Source organism: Peribacillus sp. ACCC06369 (assembly GCF_030348945.1).
In the GTDB taxonomy this organism is placed as follows: domain Bacteria; phylum Bacillota; class Bacilli; order Bacillales; family DSM-1321; genus Peribacillus.
In genome coordinates, this window is record NZ_JAUCEN010000002.1 from 1992753 (window position 1) to 2009511 (window position 16759).

Annotated in this window: 18 protein-coding genes; 17 read left to right on the forward strand and 1 reads right to left on the reverse strand. The window is 38.6% G+C overall.

Annotation, left to right across the window (positions count from 1 at the left end):
* Positions 1–40: 40 nt before the first annotated feature.
* The 16 genes from QUF78_RS10640 (at position 41) to QUF78_RS10715 (ending at position 15824) form a co-directional block, all read left to right on the forward strand.
* Complete coding sequence (locus tag QUF78_RS10640) at positions 41–616, forward strand: non-oxidative hydroxyarylic acid decarboxylases subunit B (RefSeq protein WP_289324613.1); 576 nt, start codon at positions 41–43, stop codon at positions 614–616.
* Between the two features lie 58 nt (positions 617–674).
* A complete protein-coding gene (locus QUF78_RS10645; protein ID WP_483313841.1) occupies positions 675–1160 on the forward strand; it encodes a pyridoxamine 5'-phosphate oxidase family protein in 486 nt (161 codons plus the stop codon).
* Positions 1161–1416: 256 nt separating this feature from the next.
* Complete coding sequence (locus tag QUF78_RS10650) at positions 1417–2250, forward strand: alpha/beta fold hydrolase (RefSeq protein ID WP_289324614.1); 834 nt, start codon at positions 1417–1419, stop codon at positions 2248–2250.
* Positions 2251–2490: 240 nt separating this feature from the next.
* Positions 2491–3177 carry a cyclase family protein gene (locus tag QUF78_RS10655; RefSeq protein ID WP_289324615.1) on the forward strand — a complete coding sequence of 229 codons (687 nt, stop codon included), beginning with the start codon at positions 2491–2493 and terminating at the stop codon, positions 3175–3177.
* Positions 3178–3191: 14 nt separating this feature from the next.
* Positions 3192–3911, forward strand: a complete 720-nt coding sequence (locus QUF78_RS10660; RefSeq protein WP_289324616.1) for a carboxymuconolactone decarboxylase family protein — start codon at positions 3192–3194, stop codon at positions 3909–3911.
* Positions 3912–3932: 21 nt separating this feature from the next.
* Positions 3933–4622, forward strand: coding sequence for a CoA transferase subunit A (locus tag QUF78_RS10665; RefSeq protein ID WP_289324617.1), 690 nt, complete (start codon positions 3933–3935; stop codon positions 4620–4622).
* Entirely contained in the window at positions 4615–5247 is a 633-nt protein-coding gene (locus tag QUF78_RS10670) for a 3-oxoacid CoA-transferase subunit B (protein WP_289324618.1), read from the forward strand. Before QUF78_RS10665 ends, QUF78_RS10670 begins: the two co-directional genes overlap by 8 nt.
* 20 nt (positions 5248–5267) lie before the next feature.
* A complete protein-coding gene (locus QUF78_RS10675) occupies positions 5268–6383 on the forward strand; it encodes a muconate cycloisomerase family protein (protein ID WP_289324619.1) in 1116 nt (371 codons plus the stop codon).
* A 75-nt stretch (positions 6384–6458) separates the two neighbouring features.
* Positions 6459–6797, forward strand: a complete 339-nt coding sequence (locus QUF78_RS10680; RefSeq protein WP_289324620.1) for a DUF3870 domain-containing protein — start codon at positions 6459–6461, stop codon at positions 6795–6797.
* Positions 6798–6801: 4 nt separating this feature from the next.
* The gene (locus QUF78_RS10685; RefSeq protein ID WP_289324621.1) at positions 6802–7995 is read left to right on the forward strand and encodes a thiolase family protein; all 1194 of its coding nucleotides are present in this window, start codon (positions 6802–6804) and stop codon (positions 7993–7995) included.
* A 27-nt stretch (positions 7996–8022) separates the two neighbouring features.
* Positions 8023–8835 carry a dioxygenase family protein gene (locus QUF78_RS10690; protein WP_289324622.1) on the forward strand — a complete coding sequence of 271 codons (813 nt, stop codon included), beginning with the start codon at positions 8023–8025 and terminating at the stop codon, positions 8833–8835.
* A 258-nt stretch (positions 8836–9093) separates the two neighbouring features.
* Positions 9094–10461, forward strand: a complete 1368-nt coding sequence (locus tag QUF78_RS10695) for an MFS transporter (protein ID WP_289324623.1) — start codon at positions 9094–9096, stop codon at positions 10459–10461.
* A gap of 210 nt (positions 10462–10671) precedes the next feature.
* Positions 10672–12012, forward strand: a complete 1341-nt coding sequence (locus tag QUF78_RS10700) for an MFS transporter (RefSeq protein WP_289324624.1) — start codon at positions 10672–10674, stop codon at positions 12010–12012.
* A gap of 29 nt (positions 12013–12041) precedes the next feature.
* Positions 12042–12848: a sugar phosphate isomerase/epimerase family protein gene (locus tag QUF78_RS10705; protein WP_289324625.1), complete on the forward strand. Its 807-nt coding sequence runs from the start codon at positions 12042–12044 to the stop codon at positions 12846–12848.
* Positions 12849–13788: 940 nt separating this feature from the next.
* Entirely contained in the window at positions 13789–15108 is a 1320-nt protein-coding gene (locus tag QUF78_RS10710; RefSeq protein ID WP_483313885.1) for an MFS transporter, read from the forward strand.
* A 557-nt stretch (positions 15109–15665) separates the two neighbouring features.
* The gene (locus QUF78_RS10715) at positions 15666–15824 is read left to right on the forward strand and encodes a hypothetical protein (RefSeq protein WP_156324934.1); all 159 of its coding nucleotides are present in this window, start codon (positions 15666–15668) and stop codon (positions 15822–15824) included.
* 133 nt (positions 15825–15957) lie between these two features.
* Here the strand turns inward: QUF78_RS10715 and QUF78_RS10720 are convergent, their stop codons facing one another.
* Positions 15958–16140 (reverse strand): hypothetical protein, encoded by a 183-nt coding sequence (locus QUF78_RS10720; RefSeq protein WP_289324627.1) that lies wholly within the window; start codon positions 16138–16140, stop codon positions 15958–15960.
* 175 nt (positions 16141–16315) lie between these two features.
* Between QUF78_RS10720 and QUF78_RS10725 the strand changes: the two genes are divergently transcribed.
* Positions 16316–16501, forward strand: coding sequence for a YjcZ family sporulation protein (locus QUF78_RS10725; protein WP_289324628.1), 186 nt, complete (start codon positions 16316–16318; stop codon positions 16499–16501).
* Positions 16502–16759 lie beyond the last annotated feature (258 nt).

Here is a 16759-nt window from a genome sequence, read left to right on the forward strand (position 1 = left end):
TCGTTTCGATACAAGGACCAATGAATAAGGAGGGGAATTAATGAAAATCATCGTTGGGATAACAGGGGCGACTGGAGCCATTTTCGGAATTAGGATTCTTCAGATGCTTAAAAGCAGTGAAGTGGAGACCCATTTAATCATGTCCCCTTGGGCACATGCCACCATTCAACATGAAACTTCATATTCTGTTAAAGACGTGGAGGGATTAGCTGATCATTCCTATTCTTATAAAGATCAAGCAGCAAGAATATCAAGTGGATCTTTCCGGGTTGATGGAATGATCGTAGCACCTTGCAGTATGAAAACACTAGCTTCCATTCGCATGGGACTTGCCGATAATTTGTTAACGCGATCTGCTGACGTCATGTTGAAGGAAAGAAAAAAATTATTGCTAATGACAAGAGAAACCCCTCTAAATACGATTCATTTGGAGAATATGACGGAGCTTTCCAAAATGGGGACCATTATATTCCCTCCGATGCCAGCCTTCTATAATCATCCTGAGAACGTTAACGATATCATTGATCATCTTGCTTATAGGGCGTTAGATCAATTTGAAATTGATGCTCATGGTGCGAAGCGATGGGACGGAATGAAATATCGCGCCAAAATATAATACAATTGCCAGGGGACTTGGTGTTAATTACTGGGGAATTAAAGAAAAAGGTGAAAAAATGAATGGAATGGAAATGCCAATAGAGGTATTTACCTTGTTAAATGGCAAAGAATTGGCCGACAAACAACATGAAGCCATGATGTTGTTGACGGTAAGTGAAGAAGGATGGCCACATACTGCTATGATTAGTGTGGGTGAGATCGTAGCATTAAGCCGTGGGGAATTAAGGATTGGTCTATGGCCGGATACTTCGACTACAACCAATGTCATTCGTACCCATAAAGCTACACTGGTTTTGTTTTGGAAAGGGAAAGCTCATTATATTCGACTATCGATAGAGAGATTAAAAGAGCTGCCAAATGCCCGGTACCAAAGAGAAAGGTTCTACGCCAAAATAGTAGAGGCACGGGAGGATATTGCTAAGTATGCTGAAATAACCTCTGGAATTAAAATCGACTTGAAAAATTCCAAAGAAGTCGTAGAACGATGGAGTGAGACCATAGAGGACCTCCTTCAAAAAAATTCCGCAAGTAACAACTTTTAGTTACAAAGAAATCGAAATTATCAAATTATATTTGAAATAATATGAACTTCCTGTAAAATGGAAGCATTACATGTATTTATATCATGCCTATTCATTAATCATTAAAAAAAGCCCTTTTTTAATGAAAATTAATGAAGTGACTGGCTATCTTAATTTCGCGATCAAGTTACCTTGATGGTTAAGTTAAGATAGCTTTTTTTAAATATGTAGGCTGGCTGGTTTATGTTGATAATCAAGGATATGGAGGAGTATTACTATGGAAATGTATGTAAAGGAATTGGGGGATCATAGAATCCAAATTGCAGATTATCCAGGAACGAAAGGGACAATCATCGCCATACATGGTTTAACGGGTAATCATAAGCAAATGCATTATTATGCAGAAATGTTAAAAGGCGAGTACAGAGTCATTTCGATTGACTTGAGAGGGAGGGGAAATAGTTCAAGTGCAGATGAGCAGTCTTCTATTTTCAATCATGCAGAGGATGTAATTGAGTTAATTCAGGAGTTAAAGATTAATAATCCAATTTTGATTGGGTATTCAATGGGAGCATTCATCTCAAGCGTTGTAGCCAGTAAATTAACCTCGGTACAAGCCCTGATATTATTGGATGGTGCGGCCACTTCCTCTCAACAACAAAGGGACATCGTACAACCATCACTAGGCCGATTAAGTAAAGAATATGAATCTCAAGAAAGTTATATTGCGGAAATTAAGGAAATCTATAGCCGTTTGGGTATCAAATGGACGGATCATCTGCAAAGTGTGGTGGAGTATGAGGTTCATGAAGTGGATGGTCACTGGGAGAATAAATCATCAGAAGATAGCATTCTTTCAGATTTCACTAGTTTTTATTCTTTTGTCCCTAAAGAAGTTTGTAGTCTAATTACCTGTAAAACCTTATTGGTTTATGCCAGTGGGAAAATAGGGGATTTTCCTCCATTATTTTATGAAGAAGCCTATGATGATACGAAGAAATATACACCTGATATTGAAACGATCGTTTCAACTTGTAACCACTATACAATGGTGTTTGAAAATAGAGTGGAAATTAATGAAGGGATAAAGTCTTTCTTAAAACGAATTTAATTTTTAAAAAATAATTTTTAAAAAAATATTGAAATTAACAGAAAATAGTGTAATATTTAGAATATAAAATAAACTTAATTATTGCCTATTCACTAGCTATTAAAAAATAACCTTTTTTAATAACAACTGGTGAACAACTGGCTACCTTAAACACCTGCTGTCAATTATTGATAGTAATGTTTAGGGTAGCCATTTTTGTCGTGATAATGTAAACGCTTAATGAATTTGGGGGTTTTACCATTGAAAATCATTGATTTAACATTGGAACTGTACGATGGTCTAGTTACAAATAATGATTTACCTGCAATAGGCATTAAAGATGAACCTCTTGAACATAAGGGAAAACATGATTCGCTTCCTAAAGGATTCCGTACCAAGTTGATCTCTTTTTCTGATCATAGTGGGACACATGTCGATGTACCTTCACATTTCTCTGTAAATGAGGAGTCGTTTGAAAACATCAAGCTGAAGAAAATGTTTGGGGATGCCCTCATACTGGATGTAAGCATGTTAAAAGCAACAGATGAACCTGTTACGAAAGATTTACTTGAAGAGGCGGAACGCAGGCAGGGAGTATATGTTGAAAAAGACGATATTGTCCTCATCAGGATATGGGGACAAGAATGGGGGAAAGAAGGCTTTTTTGAAGCGCAGGCTTTAGATAATAGTGTGGCCGAATGGTTTATCGAAAAGCAAGTGCATATTGTCGGGTTGGATTTGCCCAATGCCGATTCGAACCAGGATTCAGAAAGTGGAATTCATCAAAAATTACTGAACAATGATATATATATCGTCGAAAATCTAGTGAATCTGGAAAAATTACCTAAGCACTCTCGCTTTCTTTTTTTCGGGATCCCTTTAAAACTAAAAAATGCAACAGCCTCACCTATTAGAGCACTATCGATACTTGACTCTCAATTAATTTAAAGAGGTGCAGACGAATGAGCGAAGGATTATCGTATTTTAAAGAAGTTTATGATGTGGTACCAGGCTGGGTGCAAAAAATGCACGATTATAGCCCAAATGCACTTGATCACTATACAAACTTACGCAGTAACATCATGCAAGAGGGAGCCTTGACGAAGAAGGAGAAAGATATCTTACTGGTAGGCATGAATGCTGCAAGGTTGTATGAACGGAGTATGGTTTACCATACAAAAGGGGCAATGGATGGTGGAGCAACATTACCGGAACTGGTGGAATACCTAATTGTTTCATACTTATATAACGGAACTAAAGCCTTAAGTATAGGAATTAAGTCTTTGGAATATGCCCTTACACTTAAAGGCATTCGATATCCCGAAATAAGTGGCCATAAAGAAACAGCAGAAGAAATCCTGCTTTATATGATTGAGCTATTAGGTGATGAGGAGACGGCATTCGTCTCGAATGTTTTGAAACTGGTTAAATCTGAAGACCAAAACTCCCTCAAAGATTATATATTGAGTGATTCAGTCGTTACAAAAAAGCTAAAACATATCCTGATGACAGGAATATTCATTACAGAATTAAAAGGGAAACAGGTTGGGGAATGGATGGGGACCTCAAGGTTAAATGGAGCTTCGGAAGAACAATTAGCGGAAGTGGGACTAATATGCTTATTGACTGCTGGAATACCTGCTTGGTTTGAAGCAAGTGATTCATTAATAGAAAATAAGTAACGTGAGATTGGTGGGGAAAACATGACGAAAGTACATCAAGATATAGAAGCAGCTTTATCTTGTGTGAAGAACGGTCATACATTAATGGTTGGAGGGTTTGGCTTGATCGGTGCCCCTCTTACTTTAATTGATGGTTTGGCCAAAAAGGATGTAGCAGGCTTAACTGTCATCAGTAACAATTTAGGCGAGAAAGGGAAAGGTCTGGGAGTTCTCCTAAGTCAGAAGAAAATAAAAAAAGCGATTGGTTCTTATTTTACAAGCAATCGTGAAATTGGGGAGCTTTACCTACGTGGTGAAATTGAATTAGAACTTTTACCACAGGGGACATTAGCGGAATCCATTCGTGCTGGCGGTGCTGGCATAGGCGGTTACTATACGAAAACGAGTGTAGGGACCGAATTAGCAAAAGGAAAAGAAGAAAGGGAGATAAATGGAGCTACATATATGTTTGAACCTGCCATAAGAGCAAATGTAGCTTTGATCCGGGCATGGAAGGCAGATGCGCTTGGTAATCTTGTTTATTATAAAACTGCTCGAAACTTTAATCCGGTTATGGCAACAGCCGCAGACGTCGTAATTGCAGAAGTGGATGAGATAGTTGAACCTGGTGAACTCTCGCCAGAGGAGATTGTAACACCGCATCTATTCGTCGATGGAATTATTAAGGCGAAGAAATTCCTGACGAAGGAAGGTGTCAAAGATTATGAGTGAAAAAGAATCAATGCAAAATATGATAGCAAGACGCGCGGCAAAAGAATTGACCGGTCCTTGTATAGTGAACCTTGGAATCGGGATTCCGACCTTGGTTGCAAAATACATTGATGATGAAAATGTTTTTTTCCATACGGAAAATGGATTATTAGGGGTTGCAGAAGTGGATGAAGATAAAATCGATCCCAATTTAGTAAATGCAGGCAAGTTACCAGTAGGGGAATCGATTGGTGCATCATTCTTTAATAGTGCAGAATCGTTTGCAATGATCCGTGGAGGCCACATCGATGTTGCTATCTTAGGTGTTTTGCAGGTAGGTCAAACCGGGGAAATTGCAAATTGGGCGGTGCCTGGCAAGAATATCATGGGTGTTGGAGGAGCGATGGACCTATTGGTTGGTGCCAAAAAAGTGATCGTGACAATGACACATACAAGTAAGGAAGGTCAAAGTAAAGTTTTAAAAGAGTGCACCTACCCCATTACTTCCAATCGAAGCGTTGACATGATCATCACTGAATTGGCTGTCTTTGAAGTTATTGACAAACAGTTGCACCTGATTGAATTGATGCCCGGTGTAACGATCGAAGAAGTAAGAGCAAAAACGGAAGCGGATTTTATCTATTAAATGTTAAAAAGGTGGATTAAATGAAAATACGTTCAGTAGATGTATACATTATTGATTTACCCACAATTCGTCCTCATCAGCTTGCCATGCATACGATCGTGGAACAAACAATCATTCTTGCCCGTGTCATGGATGAAGAGGGAGCGGAAGGTTGGGCAGAGGTGGCGACAATAGGCGGGGCTTCATATGGTGAGGGGACGCCTGAGGCGATAAAAGTGAATATTGATACTTATATCGCCCCACTTATCATAGGTAAAAACCCAATCCATTATGACAAAATCATGCATGAGGTTTCACTTAATGTTAGAGGGAATAATTTTGCAAAGGCTGTCGTTGAATCGGCCATGGTGGATTTAGTAGCTAGAAGGAGAAACATCCCTGCCTATGAATTATTCGGAGGGCAAATTCATAAATCATTGCCGGTGGCATGGACTTTGGCAAGTGGGGATACGAATAAAGATATCGAAGAAGCGAAAGAATCCTTACACCAAAAACGTCATAATATCTTTAAATTGAAAATTGGCAAAGGTAATCCATATAAGAATGTGGAGCATGTATTGAAAATTATTGAAGCAGTAGGAGATCAAGCCCGCATTACGGTTGATGTTAATCAAGCATGGGATGAAACAACGGCTACGTATTGCATTGAAGCTTTACAGGAAGGTGGGGTTTCCATGGTCGAACAGCCGCTGCCAGCTTGGGATAATGAAGGGATGTCAAGATTGACCGAACGTTTTAAGGTTCCGATCATGGCCGATGAATCATTGAATACTTTACAAGATTCATTCCAAATAGCTAAACATAGAGCAGGTAATTCCTTTGCGTTGAAAATATGTAAACATGGTGGAATGACCCAAACGAAAAAGGTGGCTGCGATTGCAGAAGGTGTAGGTTTTGGTTTGTATGGCGGAACGATGATTGAATCATCATTAGGAACGGCCATTTGTGCACAACTTTATTCAACCATTCCAAAATTTGAATTCGGTACTGAATTATTTGGACCGTTACTTTTCAAAGAAAATATTACGCTAAACCAAATTAAATATGAGAATTTTGAAATAATCATCCCGGATGGGCCAGGATTTGGCATGGAGATAGATATGGAAAAAGTAAAACATTTTTCAAGAGGTCTTTAATTAATATAAACTGGAAAGGGGATTATGGAACACCCACTGGTTTATGCAAGTAATCTTGAGAGGATGTAGTTTTATATGGGACAGCCAACATTATTAATCACCGCCTATGCGAAGGCACCGCAAAATACGAGCATGTATGAAAATTATAAATACGCTGGGATGGTACTTGAAATCCACAAGGAAAGTCACATTATCATTAATGCAGAATTTACGTTTTTAACAACTTTGGCCCAGGATTTTTTTAAGCGAATGATAGTTGGTTTTGATTTTAGTAAAAATATTGATTCCTTAATAGATAATATTAAAACGGACTTTTTGGCTCCATCGCAGCAGTCGGTGATTGTTGCCTTGAAAATAGCTCACCAAAGATATAAGGATAGTTTAGAAGAAAGAAATAAAAATAGGAGGGGGTAGAAAGTTGAGCAATGTAGTTATTATAGACTCGGTTCGCACCGCTATAGGGAAATTAGGGGGAGCATTGGAAAATGTTCCTGCCGATTTCCTGGCAGCCGCTGTCCTTGATGAAGTTATCAAGAGAGCGGATATTCCTAAAGAGAGTATTGATGAAGTGATTATGGGACAAGCCAAACAAAGTTCAGACGCGTCAAATTTGGCAAGGGTTGCATCGCTCAGGGCAGGCTTCCCTGTGGAAGTACCAGGTTATACTGTTCACCGACAATGCGGATCCGGCATCCAGGCGATCAATTCTGCCAGTCAACAAATACAATGCGGATTTGGAGATGTAATCATTGCAGGTGGAGCGGAATCAATGAGCACGGCTCCATACTATATGAGAAATATCCGTTTTGGGTTGAAATCAGGCAATGGACAGTTATTGGACCCGAATACGGAAAGCCAGCCAGGTTCACAGCCCATAGAAGATTACGGTATGTTAACGATGGGAATGACAGCAGAAAATCTGGCTGAAAAATATTCCATTTCAAGGACTGAACAAGATGAATTTGCTTTAAGGAGCCAGGAAAATGCAAGACGGGCAATTTCTACGGAAATATTTTCGAAAGAAATCGTTCCCTATCAAATTAAAACGAAAAAGGGGTTAATGGAATTTAATGTGGATGAGCACCCAAGAGAAACCAGTCTGGAAAAGTTGGCTAGTTTAAAACCGGTTTTCAAAAAAAATGGAACGGTAACCGCAGGAAATAGTAGTGGAAGGAATGATGGTGCATCCGCTCTGATACTTATGTCGGAAGAAGTAGCCAAAAGGAGTGGTAAAAAGCCGAAAGCAAGAGTGATTGCTCAAGCTGTAGCAGGCGTATCACCGAATTTCATGGGGCTGGGGCCTGTTGACTCTACCTTGAAAGCGCTTCAAAAGTCAGGGTTGAAACTGAATGATATTGATTTAATAGAACTGAACGAAGCCTTTTCTGCACAAGCTTTGGCAGTGATCAAAGAATTGAACCTTGATATGAATAAGGTGAACCCTAACGGCGGTGCCATTGCCATGGGACATCCAATTGGTGCCACTGGTGCAATTTTAGCAACCAAATTGATACATGAGCTAGAAAGAACCGGAAAAAGATATGGGCTAATCACACTATGTATAGCAGGTGGATTGGGAATCAGTACGATTATTGAAAATAAACAGATATAAAAACTTATAAAAATTGGAGGAATTATTATGAAGAATCAAAAAGTAATCGACGTTTATAATGGATTGGTAGTTAAATTCAAGGAATTAGTCAGTGAATACGAAATTGATCATAATGACTATCAAGCTCTTGTTGATTGGATGGATCAATTAGGAAGGGCAGGGGAAATTCCGTTGTTTATGGATGTTTTCTTTGAAACTCATGCACTTCAAGAAATGTATAAAAGTGTAAAAGGAACTGAACCTACTATTCTAGGACCATATTACATTGAAAATACGCCAGTCGTTCAAAATCCTGGAGTGCTGCCACAACGTGAAAATGAACCAGGTGACGCCCTTTACTTTTCAGGATCTGTGAAAGATGTAAATGGAAACCCGTTGGCAAATACAAAAATAGATATGTGGCAGGCCGATACTAATGGTGAATACTCATACTTCGCCGAAGGAATTCCAAATGATAATCTACGTGGTGTTTTTTATACGGATGCGAATGGTAATTTCGAAATTAAAACAGTTGTACCGGGTAATTACTCAATTCCAACAGATGGACCTTCTGGTCAGTTCTTAAAGTGGATTGATCATCATTCATTTCGTCCAGCACATTTGCACCTGTTATTCCAACCGGAAAATGGCGATAGATTAGTAACACAAATTTATTTTGAAGGCGACGAATATTTAGAAAATGATGTTGCACAAGGTGTTCGCGGAAGCTTAATTACAAAGTTACAAAAACATTCCGGTGCTGAAAAAGGATTGAAAAATGAATATTATACAGCTCATTTAGATTTTGAACTTAGATTACAAGATAAACCTGTTTTCAATAAAGCTGTCGTGAAAAACTAATCATCCCTAAGAATATGCAGACAAGAATCTTGAAAAAAGTGTTTGTTCATATATACCCATGAATCTTTTCAAAATTATATATAACCGGGATTGATCCTTTTAAACGAAAGTGCCTAAGTGGGTAATGAAATTGAAATAGTTTGCTAATGAACAATCTTAGTATATATTATCTGATTTTTTAGATTTTTCCGAGTTCCTGTATTGGAACTCGGAAAAAACATTCGAACGGACATTTTTTAAAAGGATGGGAGGCGGAAAATGCGTAGTGTAGTTGCTTCGGATATTATTGCTGTCAGTAAATTTAACCGCTTTCATTTACTTGTTTTTCTTTGGTGCTTTTATGCCATCGCATTCGACGGGTATGATATTGCGATGTATGGTGTGGGCTTGCCATGGATGATGGAAGAGTGGAATTTAACTTCCATTCAGGCAGGGGCAGTCGGCAGTTATTCCTTATTTGGCATGATGATGGGGGCCCTGATTTTAGCACCGATTGCAGATAAATATGGCCGGAAAAATGTTCTCGTTATTTGTATGATTTTGTTCAGCTTATTTACCTTGGGGGCAGGGATTGCACCCAACCTCACATGGTTCACCGTCATGCGCTTCATTGCTGCAATTGGCATGGGTGCCTTGATGCCGAATGTTATATCGCTAATGACTGAATATTCCCCAAAACAAAATCGGGCCATCATTGTAGCTGCGATGTATTGTGGCTATTCAATCGGTGGAATCATGGCATCGTTAGTAGGAATGTATATCGTTCCTTATACGGATTGGCGTGTATTGTACTTTATTGGAATTCTCCCATTACTTACACTTCCAATTTTCATGAAGCAGTTTCCTGAATCCCTTTCCTACTATTTAGCAAAGAAGGAAATTGGTAAGGTTGTTGAAATCCTCAATAAAGTCAAACCAGAAGGGGATTTTAAGGAAACAGACGATTTCAGGCTTAATGAAGCTGTACAGATGGGGAAAGGATCTCCAGTAAAAAAACTCTTCACGAACAAACGGGCATTCAGTACGATTTCAATATGGGTGGCTGTGTTCTGTACATTGATGATGGCTTACGGATTAAATACATGGCTTCCAAAAATGATGCAGGATTCCGGATTCAGTATCACCTCGAGCCTTTCATTTAACCTGGTTTTATGCCTTGGTCAAATTGGAGGTTCCTTAGTAGGCGGTTATTATGCTGGAAAAATGGGACATCGTAAAATTCTTGTTACACTATTCTTGATAGGGGCCGTTACCTTTGTCGCATTGAGCGCTACGACTAATACCGTCGGAGTATATTTACTGATCTTCGTGGGGGGTGCCTGCACTGTAGGTGCCATGAACTTGGCCAATCCGTATATCACAGAATATTACCCCCGTGAGATCCGTACGACGGGGATGGGCTATTCGCAAGCTATAGGCAGGATTGGCTCAATCCTCGCTCCTACTTTAATTGCCTTTCTTCTGTCAACAGGCATGAATCCAAAGATGGCTTTTGCTACATTTGCCCTTCCAAGTATCATCGCAGCAATCGGTTATCTTCTTGTCCAAGAGAAATATGGATCTTTTGACAGGGTAGTCAAGGAGGATAATGAAGAGGTAGAATCAGAGAAGGCTGTAACTAACTAAAGAAATGATTCACAATTCGGAATACTTCCCCTTAGTTGTTTAACTTTGCAATAAGGGGAATCTGCTATTCTAAGTTCTTAGGAGCTGCTCTTGAAAATATTAAACTCAGGTTGCTAAGTGATTGCAGGAAATATACAAGCATTTATATAATTTCAATAAAATTAGTAGAACGATGTACTAGTGTTGGGTATTAGGTTAGGGGGGGAAATATTGAGCTCAGAATTAAAGGCAATAATAGAAGATTGCACATCGGAACTGGAAACTGACAGATCAATAAAAGGAAAACAGAAAACTGTTCGATGGTTTATCTTATTTCTAATTGCTTTAGTCACTTGCATTAATTACATCGACCGTGCCATCATTTCGCTTGCGGCTCCGAATATTCAAGCCGATTTACAAATAGATCCGGCTTTAATGGGAATCATATTTTCCGTTTTTGGCTGGAGTTATACCTTTTCCATGTTATTTAGCGGCTACTTTCTTGATAGATTTGGTCCTAGAAAGGTATACACGGTTTCCTTGATTTTTTGGTCTGTATTTACATTCATGGTAGGAACCGCGAAAAGTATATCATCACTGGTTGCATATCGCATAGGACTCGGTGCATTTGAATCTCCTTCCATTCCTACAAATGCCTGGTGTGTATCCGAGTGGTTTCCTAAAAAAGAACGGGCTACAGCTGTAGGGATTTATACGGGTACCCAATATATTGGGTTAGCCTTCCTGACTCCAGTTTTTACTTGGATTATCATAACATTTGGCTGGAATTACCTTTTTTATATCGCCGGAATTATAGGGATTCTTATTGGATTTGTTTGGTATGGATTCTATCGGAACCCAAGGGAACATAAGTGGATTTCTCAAGAAGAGCTAAATTATATCAAAGAAGGCGGAGGGATGATAGGAACTGAAGAGAAGCATCCGTTCTCCTGGAAACGAATGGGCCAACTGCTTAAACACCGTCAAATCTGGGGAATGTTCATCGGGCAATTTTCCATTCAAACTACTTTGTTTTTCTTTATGACTTGGTTTCCATCCTATTTGATTGATGAAAAGGGAATGACAATGTTAAAAACCGGAATTTATGCCAGTATCCCATACATTGTCGCGATACTAGGAACACTCATTGGCGGCCGATGTTCCGATTGGATGATAATACGCGGGTTATCAACCGGAATGGCCCGTAAACTGCCTATTATTGTCGGATTGTTACTTTCTTGTTTGATCCTCGGGGGGAATTATACGGATTCACCAAACATGGTCATCACCTTTATGGCGATAGCATTCTTTGGACAGGGGATGGCATCAACGGTTACCGGTGCTCTTTTAGCTGATATTGCCCCGAAAGGAATGGTAGGCCTAACGGGTTCCTCACTATATTTTGTAGCTAATATTGGCGGGGCATTATCACCGTTAATCGTCGGTTTAATCATTAGTGCGACCCATTCTTATGCCGCAGCGCTAACCTTCATATCCGTAGTGGCCCTTATTGGTGCTTTTGCTTATATCTTTCTTCTAGGAAAAGTCAGGCGTATAGAAATCACTGAATGAAAAAATAAAAGGAGAAAGGCGGAATTACATTGAAACTGAGTTTATGCACTACAGGATTTAAAGAGTGGGATATAGAGGAAATAATAAATTGGCTGCATCCGTTGCAAGCGGATGTTAAAGGACTTGAATTATGGAATAAACATATAGAACGATATCAGGAGAAGCACGGACCACTGGACAAATTAGTCCAATTACTTGAAAAAAATGATTTACAAATACCTTCCATTAGTGGATATACGACTTTTTCGAAACTCTGGAACCAAAAAGAACATCAAAACGAAATCAATCAAGCAAGAACATTGTTAGATATGGCCCATCAATTAAACTGCCCATTAATACGGACGTTCGCTGGGCATATAGCATCAAGGAATGCCTCACCAGAGCAATGGTCGGAAACGGCTACCGAATTAAATAAATTAGGGCAAATGGCAGATCTCTATGGAGTGGATGTTGCAATAGAAATTCACTATGACTCCTTTGCTGATAACCTCGAAGCCATACATAAGCTTTTAGAAGATATCAACCATCCACGGATAAAACTGATTTTCGATGGAGCAAACTTATACGTTGATCAATTGAATCCGAAAGAGGTATTGGAATCCATTTTCCCTCATGTCAGCCATGTACATTTAAAAAATTATCACTACAATCATAAAGAGCGTTATAAAAACAAGCCGGCACCCATTTTTAGTGGGGATGTTGACAATATTCGCTTACTCGAAGAATTGAGAAAGCGAAATTATACAGGCTTTGTTTCTTTGGAATATTTTGGTCAGGAAGGAATGCCTAACTTGCTTGCCTCACTAGAACAATGGAAACAACAACTGACATATTGATTCTATGTATTTTAGATGAAAAATAATGGTGGGAAATTCATCTTTTATTAAAATCTTAAGAGATTGATACGACAACAATGCAGTCGAATATCCAGTAGTATAAGAGGGTCCTCATTTGCGAGAGGTTGAATACAAAATCTTGAACCTGAACAAGTCAGTCGAATTCTCCATGGAAAGAAGCGCGACATATTGATTTAAAAAGGATTCCAGTGGTACATGGCTCTGCATAATCGACAACTCTTATGGTGCTGAAATAATTGAACAATTGAAGTAATTAGTGAAAGCTGCCATATTTGGTGGCTTTTCATAATAAATGTGTTTTAATCACAGCCTCTGGGGAAATGTAAAATGGTTGTGCGACCACTATCAACTATATGGAACGAGAGAACCTGTCTGTGGTAGTTCTCTCTACAGCAAGAATTAGGGCTAACTGTAACACAGTTAGGGGTGTTATCCTCAGCTTTCTATTTTAACTAAATTGTGGTGAAAAGGGATAATTTGAGTCAACTTATGAAAAACGGGAAATGACATGTACATATTCCCACTAAAAAAAGAAACCATCACCGGCTAGATTTAAAATTGATGAGCTATTGTTGGGAAGTGAGATTAATTATCTTTACCGTATAAACATGGCAGTAGCTGCTTCTGTAAACCAAGATGTTTATTAAATTTAAAATTGATGATGGGTGTCCTTATTAGCTAGGCTCAAGGTTAAACGATTCATTTCTAGGAATGTAAGCGTTATATTTGAGCGTCCTAAATTAATTCATAAAAACAGCAATAAATTTGATCCATTATTTAAGATCCTTACAATTTTTGATTATATTAAGTTCAAGATGGTTATGACCCAAAAATGAGAATATAGGATAAACCAGCAGAAGGGAAGACTTCAGGTTTTAAAAAAAGAAAATCTTAAGGAGGAGTTACTATGAGCGAACCATTGAAAGTGGAAAATGAAAATGTATCTATATCCATTAAACATAGAAAACCATCTCGTGCCAGATTTATGATTCTTGCCCTTTTGTTTTTTGGAACTGCAATAAATTACCTTGACCGTACGAATATGGCTGTAGCCGCTTCTGCTATTCAAGATGATTTGGGATTAGATCCAGCTATGTTAGGTCTAATTCTATCTGCTTTTGGTTGGACGTATGCGTTCATGCAAGTTCCCGGAGGATGGCTTACCGATCGTTTTGGCCCTCGGGTGGTATATGGCATCTCTCTTATATTATTTTCACTGTTTACTCTCACTCAAGGATTTGCCAAAAACTTTGGGACCTTATTCGGACTTCGTCTTGGCCTTGGATTTGCAGAATCACCTGCCTTTCCTGCAAACAGCCGTGTTGTCGCCTCTTGGTTTCCACAACGGGAACGTGCGCTAGCTACTGGGGTATACACAGCAGGTGAATATGTAGGGTTAGCAATCGCGACTCCTTTACTATTTTGGCTATTGTCCTCTTTCGGCTGGCATTCAATCTTTATAGTAACAGGTATAATTGGATTGATTTTTGCTTTAGTTTGGTACAAGTTTTACAAGGATCCGAAGGACAGTAAGTATATAAACAAGGAAGAAATGGATTATATACGTGAAGGAGGCGGACTCGCCGAAAGCGCTGGTCAAGGTCAAAAAATTAATTGGTCAAAGGCACGGCATCTTTTTAAGCATCGTCAATTCTGGGGTATCTATATTGGACAATTTGCCGTTGCATCAACTCTGTACTTCTTTCTCACCTGGTTTCCAAGCTATCTTGTTCAAGAAAAAGGGATTACTTTGCTAAAAGCTGGCTTTGTTGGTTCTATTCCATACATTGCGGCAGGGATTGGAGTGCTTGTAGGTGGTTATTGGTCAGATAAAATGGTAAAACGTGGAGTATCCGTTGGTGTTGCACGTAAAACCCCAATTATCCTTGGATTGTTGGGTGCTTGTACAATTATACTGGCCAACTATACAACGTCTATTGCTTTGGTTATCGCGGTTATGTCGTTCGCATTCTTTTCACAAGGAATGTCAGCCATTACATGGACTCTGGTTTCGGATATGGCTCCAAAAGAGCTAGTCGGATTAGCAGGCGGGATATTTAATTTTGCAGGAAACTTATCAGCAATTGTTACGCCTATCGTCATTGGAATAATTTTGAGCGCAACTAATTCATTTAATGGGGCTATCGTTTTCGTAGGTGTAGTTGCCTTAATTGGAGCTTTATCATACATCTTCATTGTAGGCGATGTTAAAAGGATTGAAATACCCGAAAATGAATAAATGCCATTTTTAAAGTAAAAAAGAGAGGTTAATAGCTCATTACAGATCTCCATGGGTAGTAATTTATACTTCATAGGAAACTGTTATGAGTTTTTTTAATATCAATATTTACATATGAAGAAAGATAATTATTTTGGAGGTTGTTCTACAATTGCTTGTATCTTGCCTTATTTTGCGGCATAAGGAGTTCAAGAAACAAAAAGCTTAGAGCATTCCATGATAAGAAAAAATCAGAAGGAAAGCTATCCTCGGTCGATATTATTTGTCATCGTACTAGTTAAACCAGAAAATATATTAGTTGATTATTATGGTCATTGAAACTATGTTACTTAACCTGACATGTCAATTGCTTTTTTTTCCATTACCAATTATATTTATTAAAATACCTTCTGTTATGTCTGACTATAGCTCAGAAATGAGTTTTATTGAAGTGGTTAGTTATAAAGGAAAAATGAATGGGGAAATGAACATTCATTTGAGGCACTGGTCCAGAAAGTTAACAAATTTAAATTAGTCCTCTTTGGTTAAAGAAATTTATAAACAAAGGTGGGTATGAGATGGGCTTGTTAGGTAGAGTGGTTTTTTTAAAAAGATTACGAGATGAACTGTTGGAAAAAAGAAAACAGGGAGCCACTGACCTTCAAATTGATGAAATTGACAAGCAAATACGGAAGATTAATATTGAGATACAGAATATGAGGAAGATGATGGAATAAATAGTTTCTTGTTTTAAGAATACACGACTTGAACGATTGGTTAATTTTGTTTGTTACCATTTAAATTTTTAACAATGGGGCGTCTCTACAAGAAAGTATGGACGCTTTTTCTTATTGAACTTCCTTCTTGGCACTACAGACTGTAAAGTAAGGAAAAAACCGCTTCCTTACATTCTTTACGTGTCGCTTCGGCATTAAATGATGAGATAACGACTACCTGTATGATGCTTCGCCTACATTCCGTAGGTTCCTTCCTATACCAATTACGGCTGCTGCCGCCAAATCGAACGACCGAAAACCGTAAGAATCGGCTCATGAAGATATGGTCGATTCCGTGTCAGGTGATTTCAGTTCGTAAGGATGGTCAATAAAAGGAATGTGAATTTCGCATAAGTTTTTGGGTATTATTGTGTCATTATCTTAATTAGAACATAAGGTGGAGTAACCCATTTAATTATTTTCCCCCTTAAACAAAAAAGGAGATGTTTTTATTGTCAAGTTGTGGTCATGAATCAAGTTGTGGTTGTGATAACGGTGTTGGTGGATTTGGTGGAGGTTTCGCATTTATAGTTGTATTGTTTATACTCTTAATCATTGTTGGAGCTGCTTGCTTCGGTGGTGATGGAGGTAACGGTGGCGGTTATGGCGCCGTTCAAGGGTATGGCGGTTTCTGTTAAAAATAGTATATGAAAAAAAGCCGACTCTTTATTGGTCGGCTTCTTCAATTAATCTGTCCCTTTGTTACATAGCTTGAAAGAAGATGATGATTTGAGGAGCTAAATCAGCAGCTCTTTTTCTAATGCAACTATATGGGGAGTTTAGTTTCATAACGTGGCAGTTTTCAAGACTTCGGAGACAAGTTAAATAAAAAGACCCCTCCAAAAATCATCGGTTTGAGAGGGTCTTATTTTATTTAAAAGTTGTAGATTTGGGTC

What these genes read in the sequence shown, in the direction of transcription:
- QUF78_RS10640 (WP_289324613.1), top strand. Translation starts at nt 41, where the DNA reads ATGAAAATCATCGTTGGGATAACAGGGGCGACTGGAGCCATTTTCGGA.
- QUF78_RS10645 (WP_483313841.1), top strand. Translation starts at nt 675, where the DNA reads ATGAATGGAATGGAAATGCCAATAGAGGTATTTACCTTGTTAAATGGC.
- QUF78_RS10650 (WP_289324614.1), top strand. Translation starts at nt 1,417, where the DNA reads ATGGAAATGTATGTAAAGGAATTGGGGGATCATAGAATCCAAATTGCA.
- QUF78_RS10660 (WP_289324616.1), top strand. Translation starts at nt 3,192, where the DNA reads ATGAGCGAAGGATTATCGTATTTTAAAGAAGTTTATGATGTGGTACCA.
- QUF78_RS10665 (WP_289324617.1), top strand. Translation starts at nt 3,933, where the DNA reads ATGACGAAAGTACATCAAGATATAGAAGCAGCTTTATCTTGTGTGAAG.
- QUF78_RS10670 (WP_289324618.1), top strand. Translation starts at nt 4,615, where the DNA reads ATGAGTGAAAAAGAATCAATGCAAAATATGATAGCAAGACGCGCGGCA.
- QUF78_RS10675 (WP_289324619.1), top strand. Translation starts at nt 5,268, where the DNA reads ATGAAAATACGTTCAGTAGATGTATACATTATTGATTTACCCACAATT.
- QUF78_RS10680 (WP_289324620.1), top strand. Translation starts at nt 6,459, where the DNA reads ATGGGACAGCCAACATTATTAATCACCGCCTATGCGAAGGCACCGCAA.
- QUF78_RS10690 (WP_289324622.1), top strand. Translation starts at nt 8,023, where the DNA reads ATGAAGAATCAAAAAGTAATCGACGTTTATAATGGATTGGTAGTTAAA.
- QUF78_RS10695 (WP_289324623.1), top strand. Translation starts at nt 9,094, where the DNA reads ATGCGTAGTGTAGTTGCTTCGGATATTATTGCTGTCAGTAAATTTAAC.
- QUF78_RS10715 (WP_156324934.1), top strand. Translation starts at nt 15,666, where the DNA reads ATGGGCTTGTTAGGTAGAGTGGTTTTTTTAAAAAGATTACGAGATGAA.
- QUF78_RS10720 (WP_289324627.1), bottom strand. Translation starts at nt 16,140, where the DNA reads ATGAGCCGATTCTTACGGTTTTCGGTCGTTCGATTTGGCGGCAGCAGC.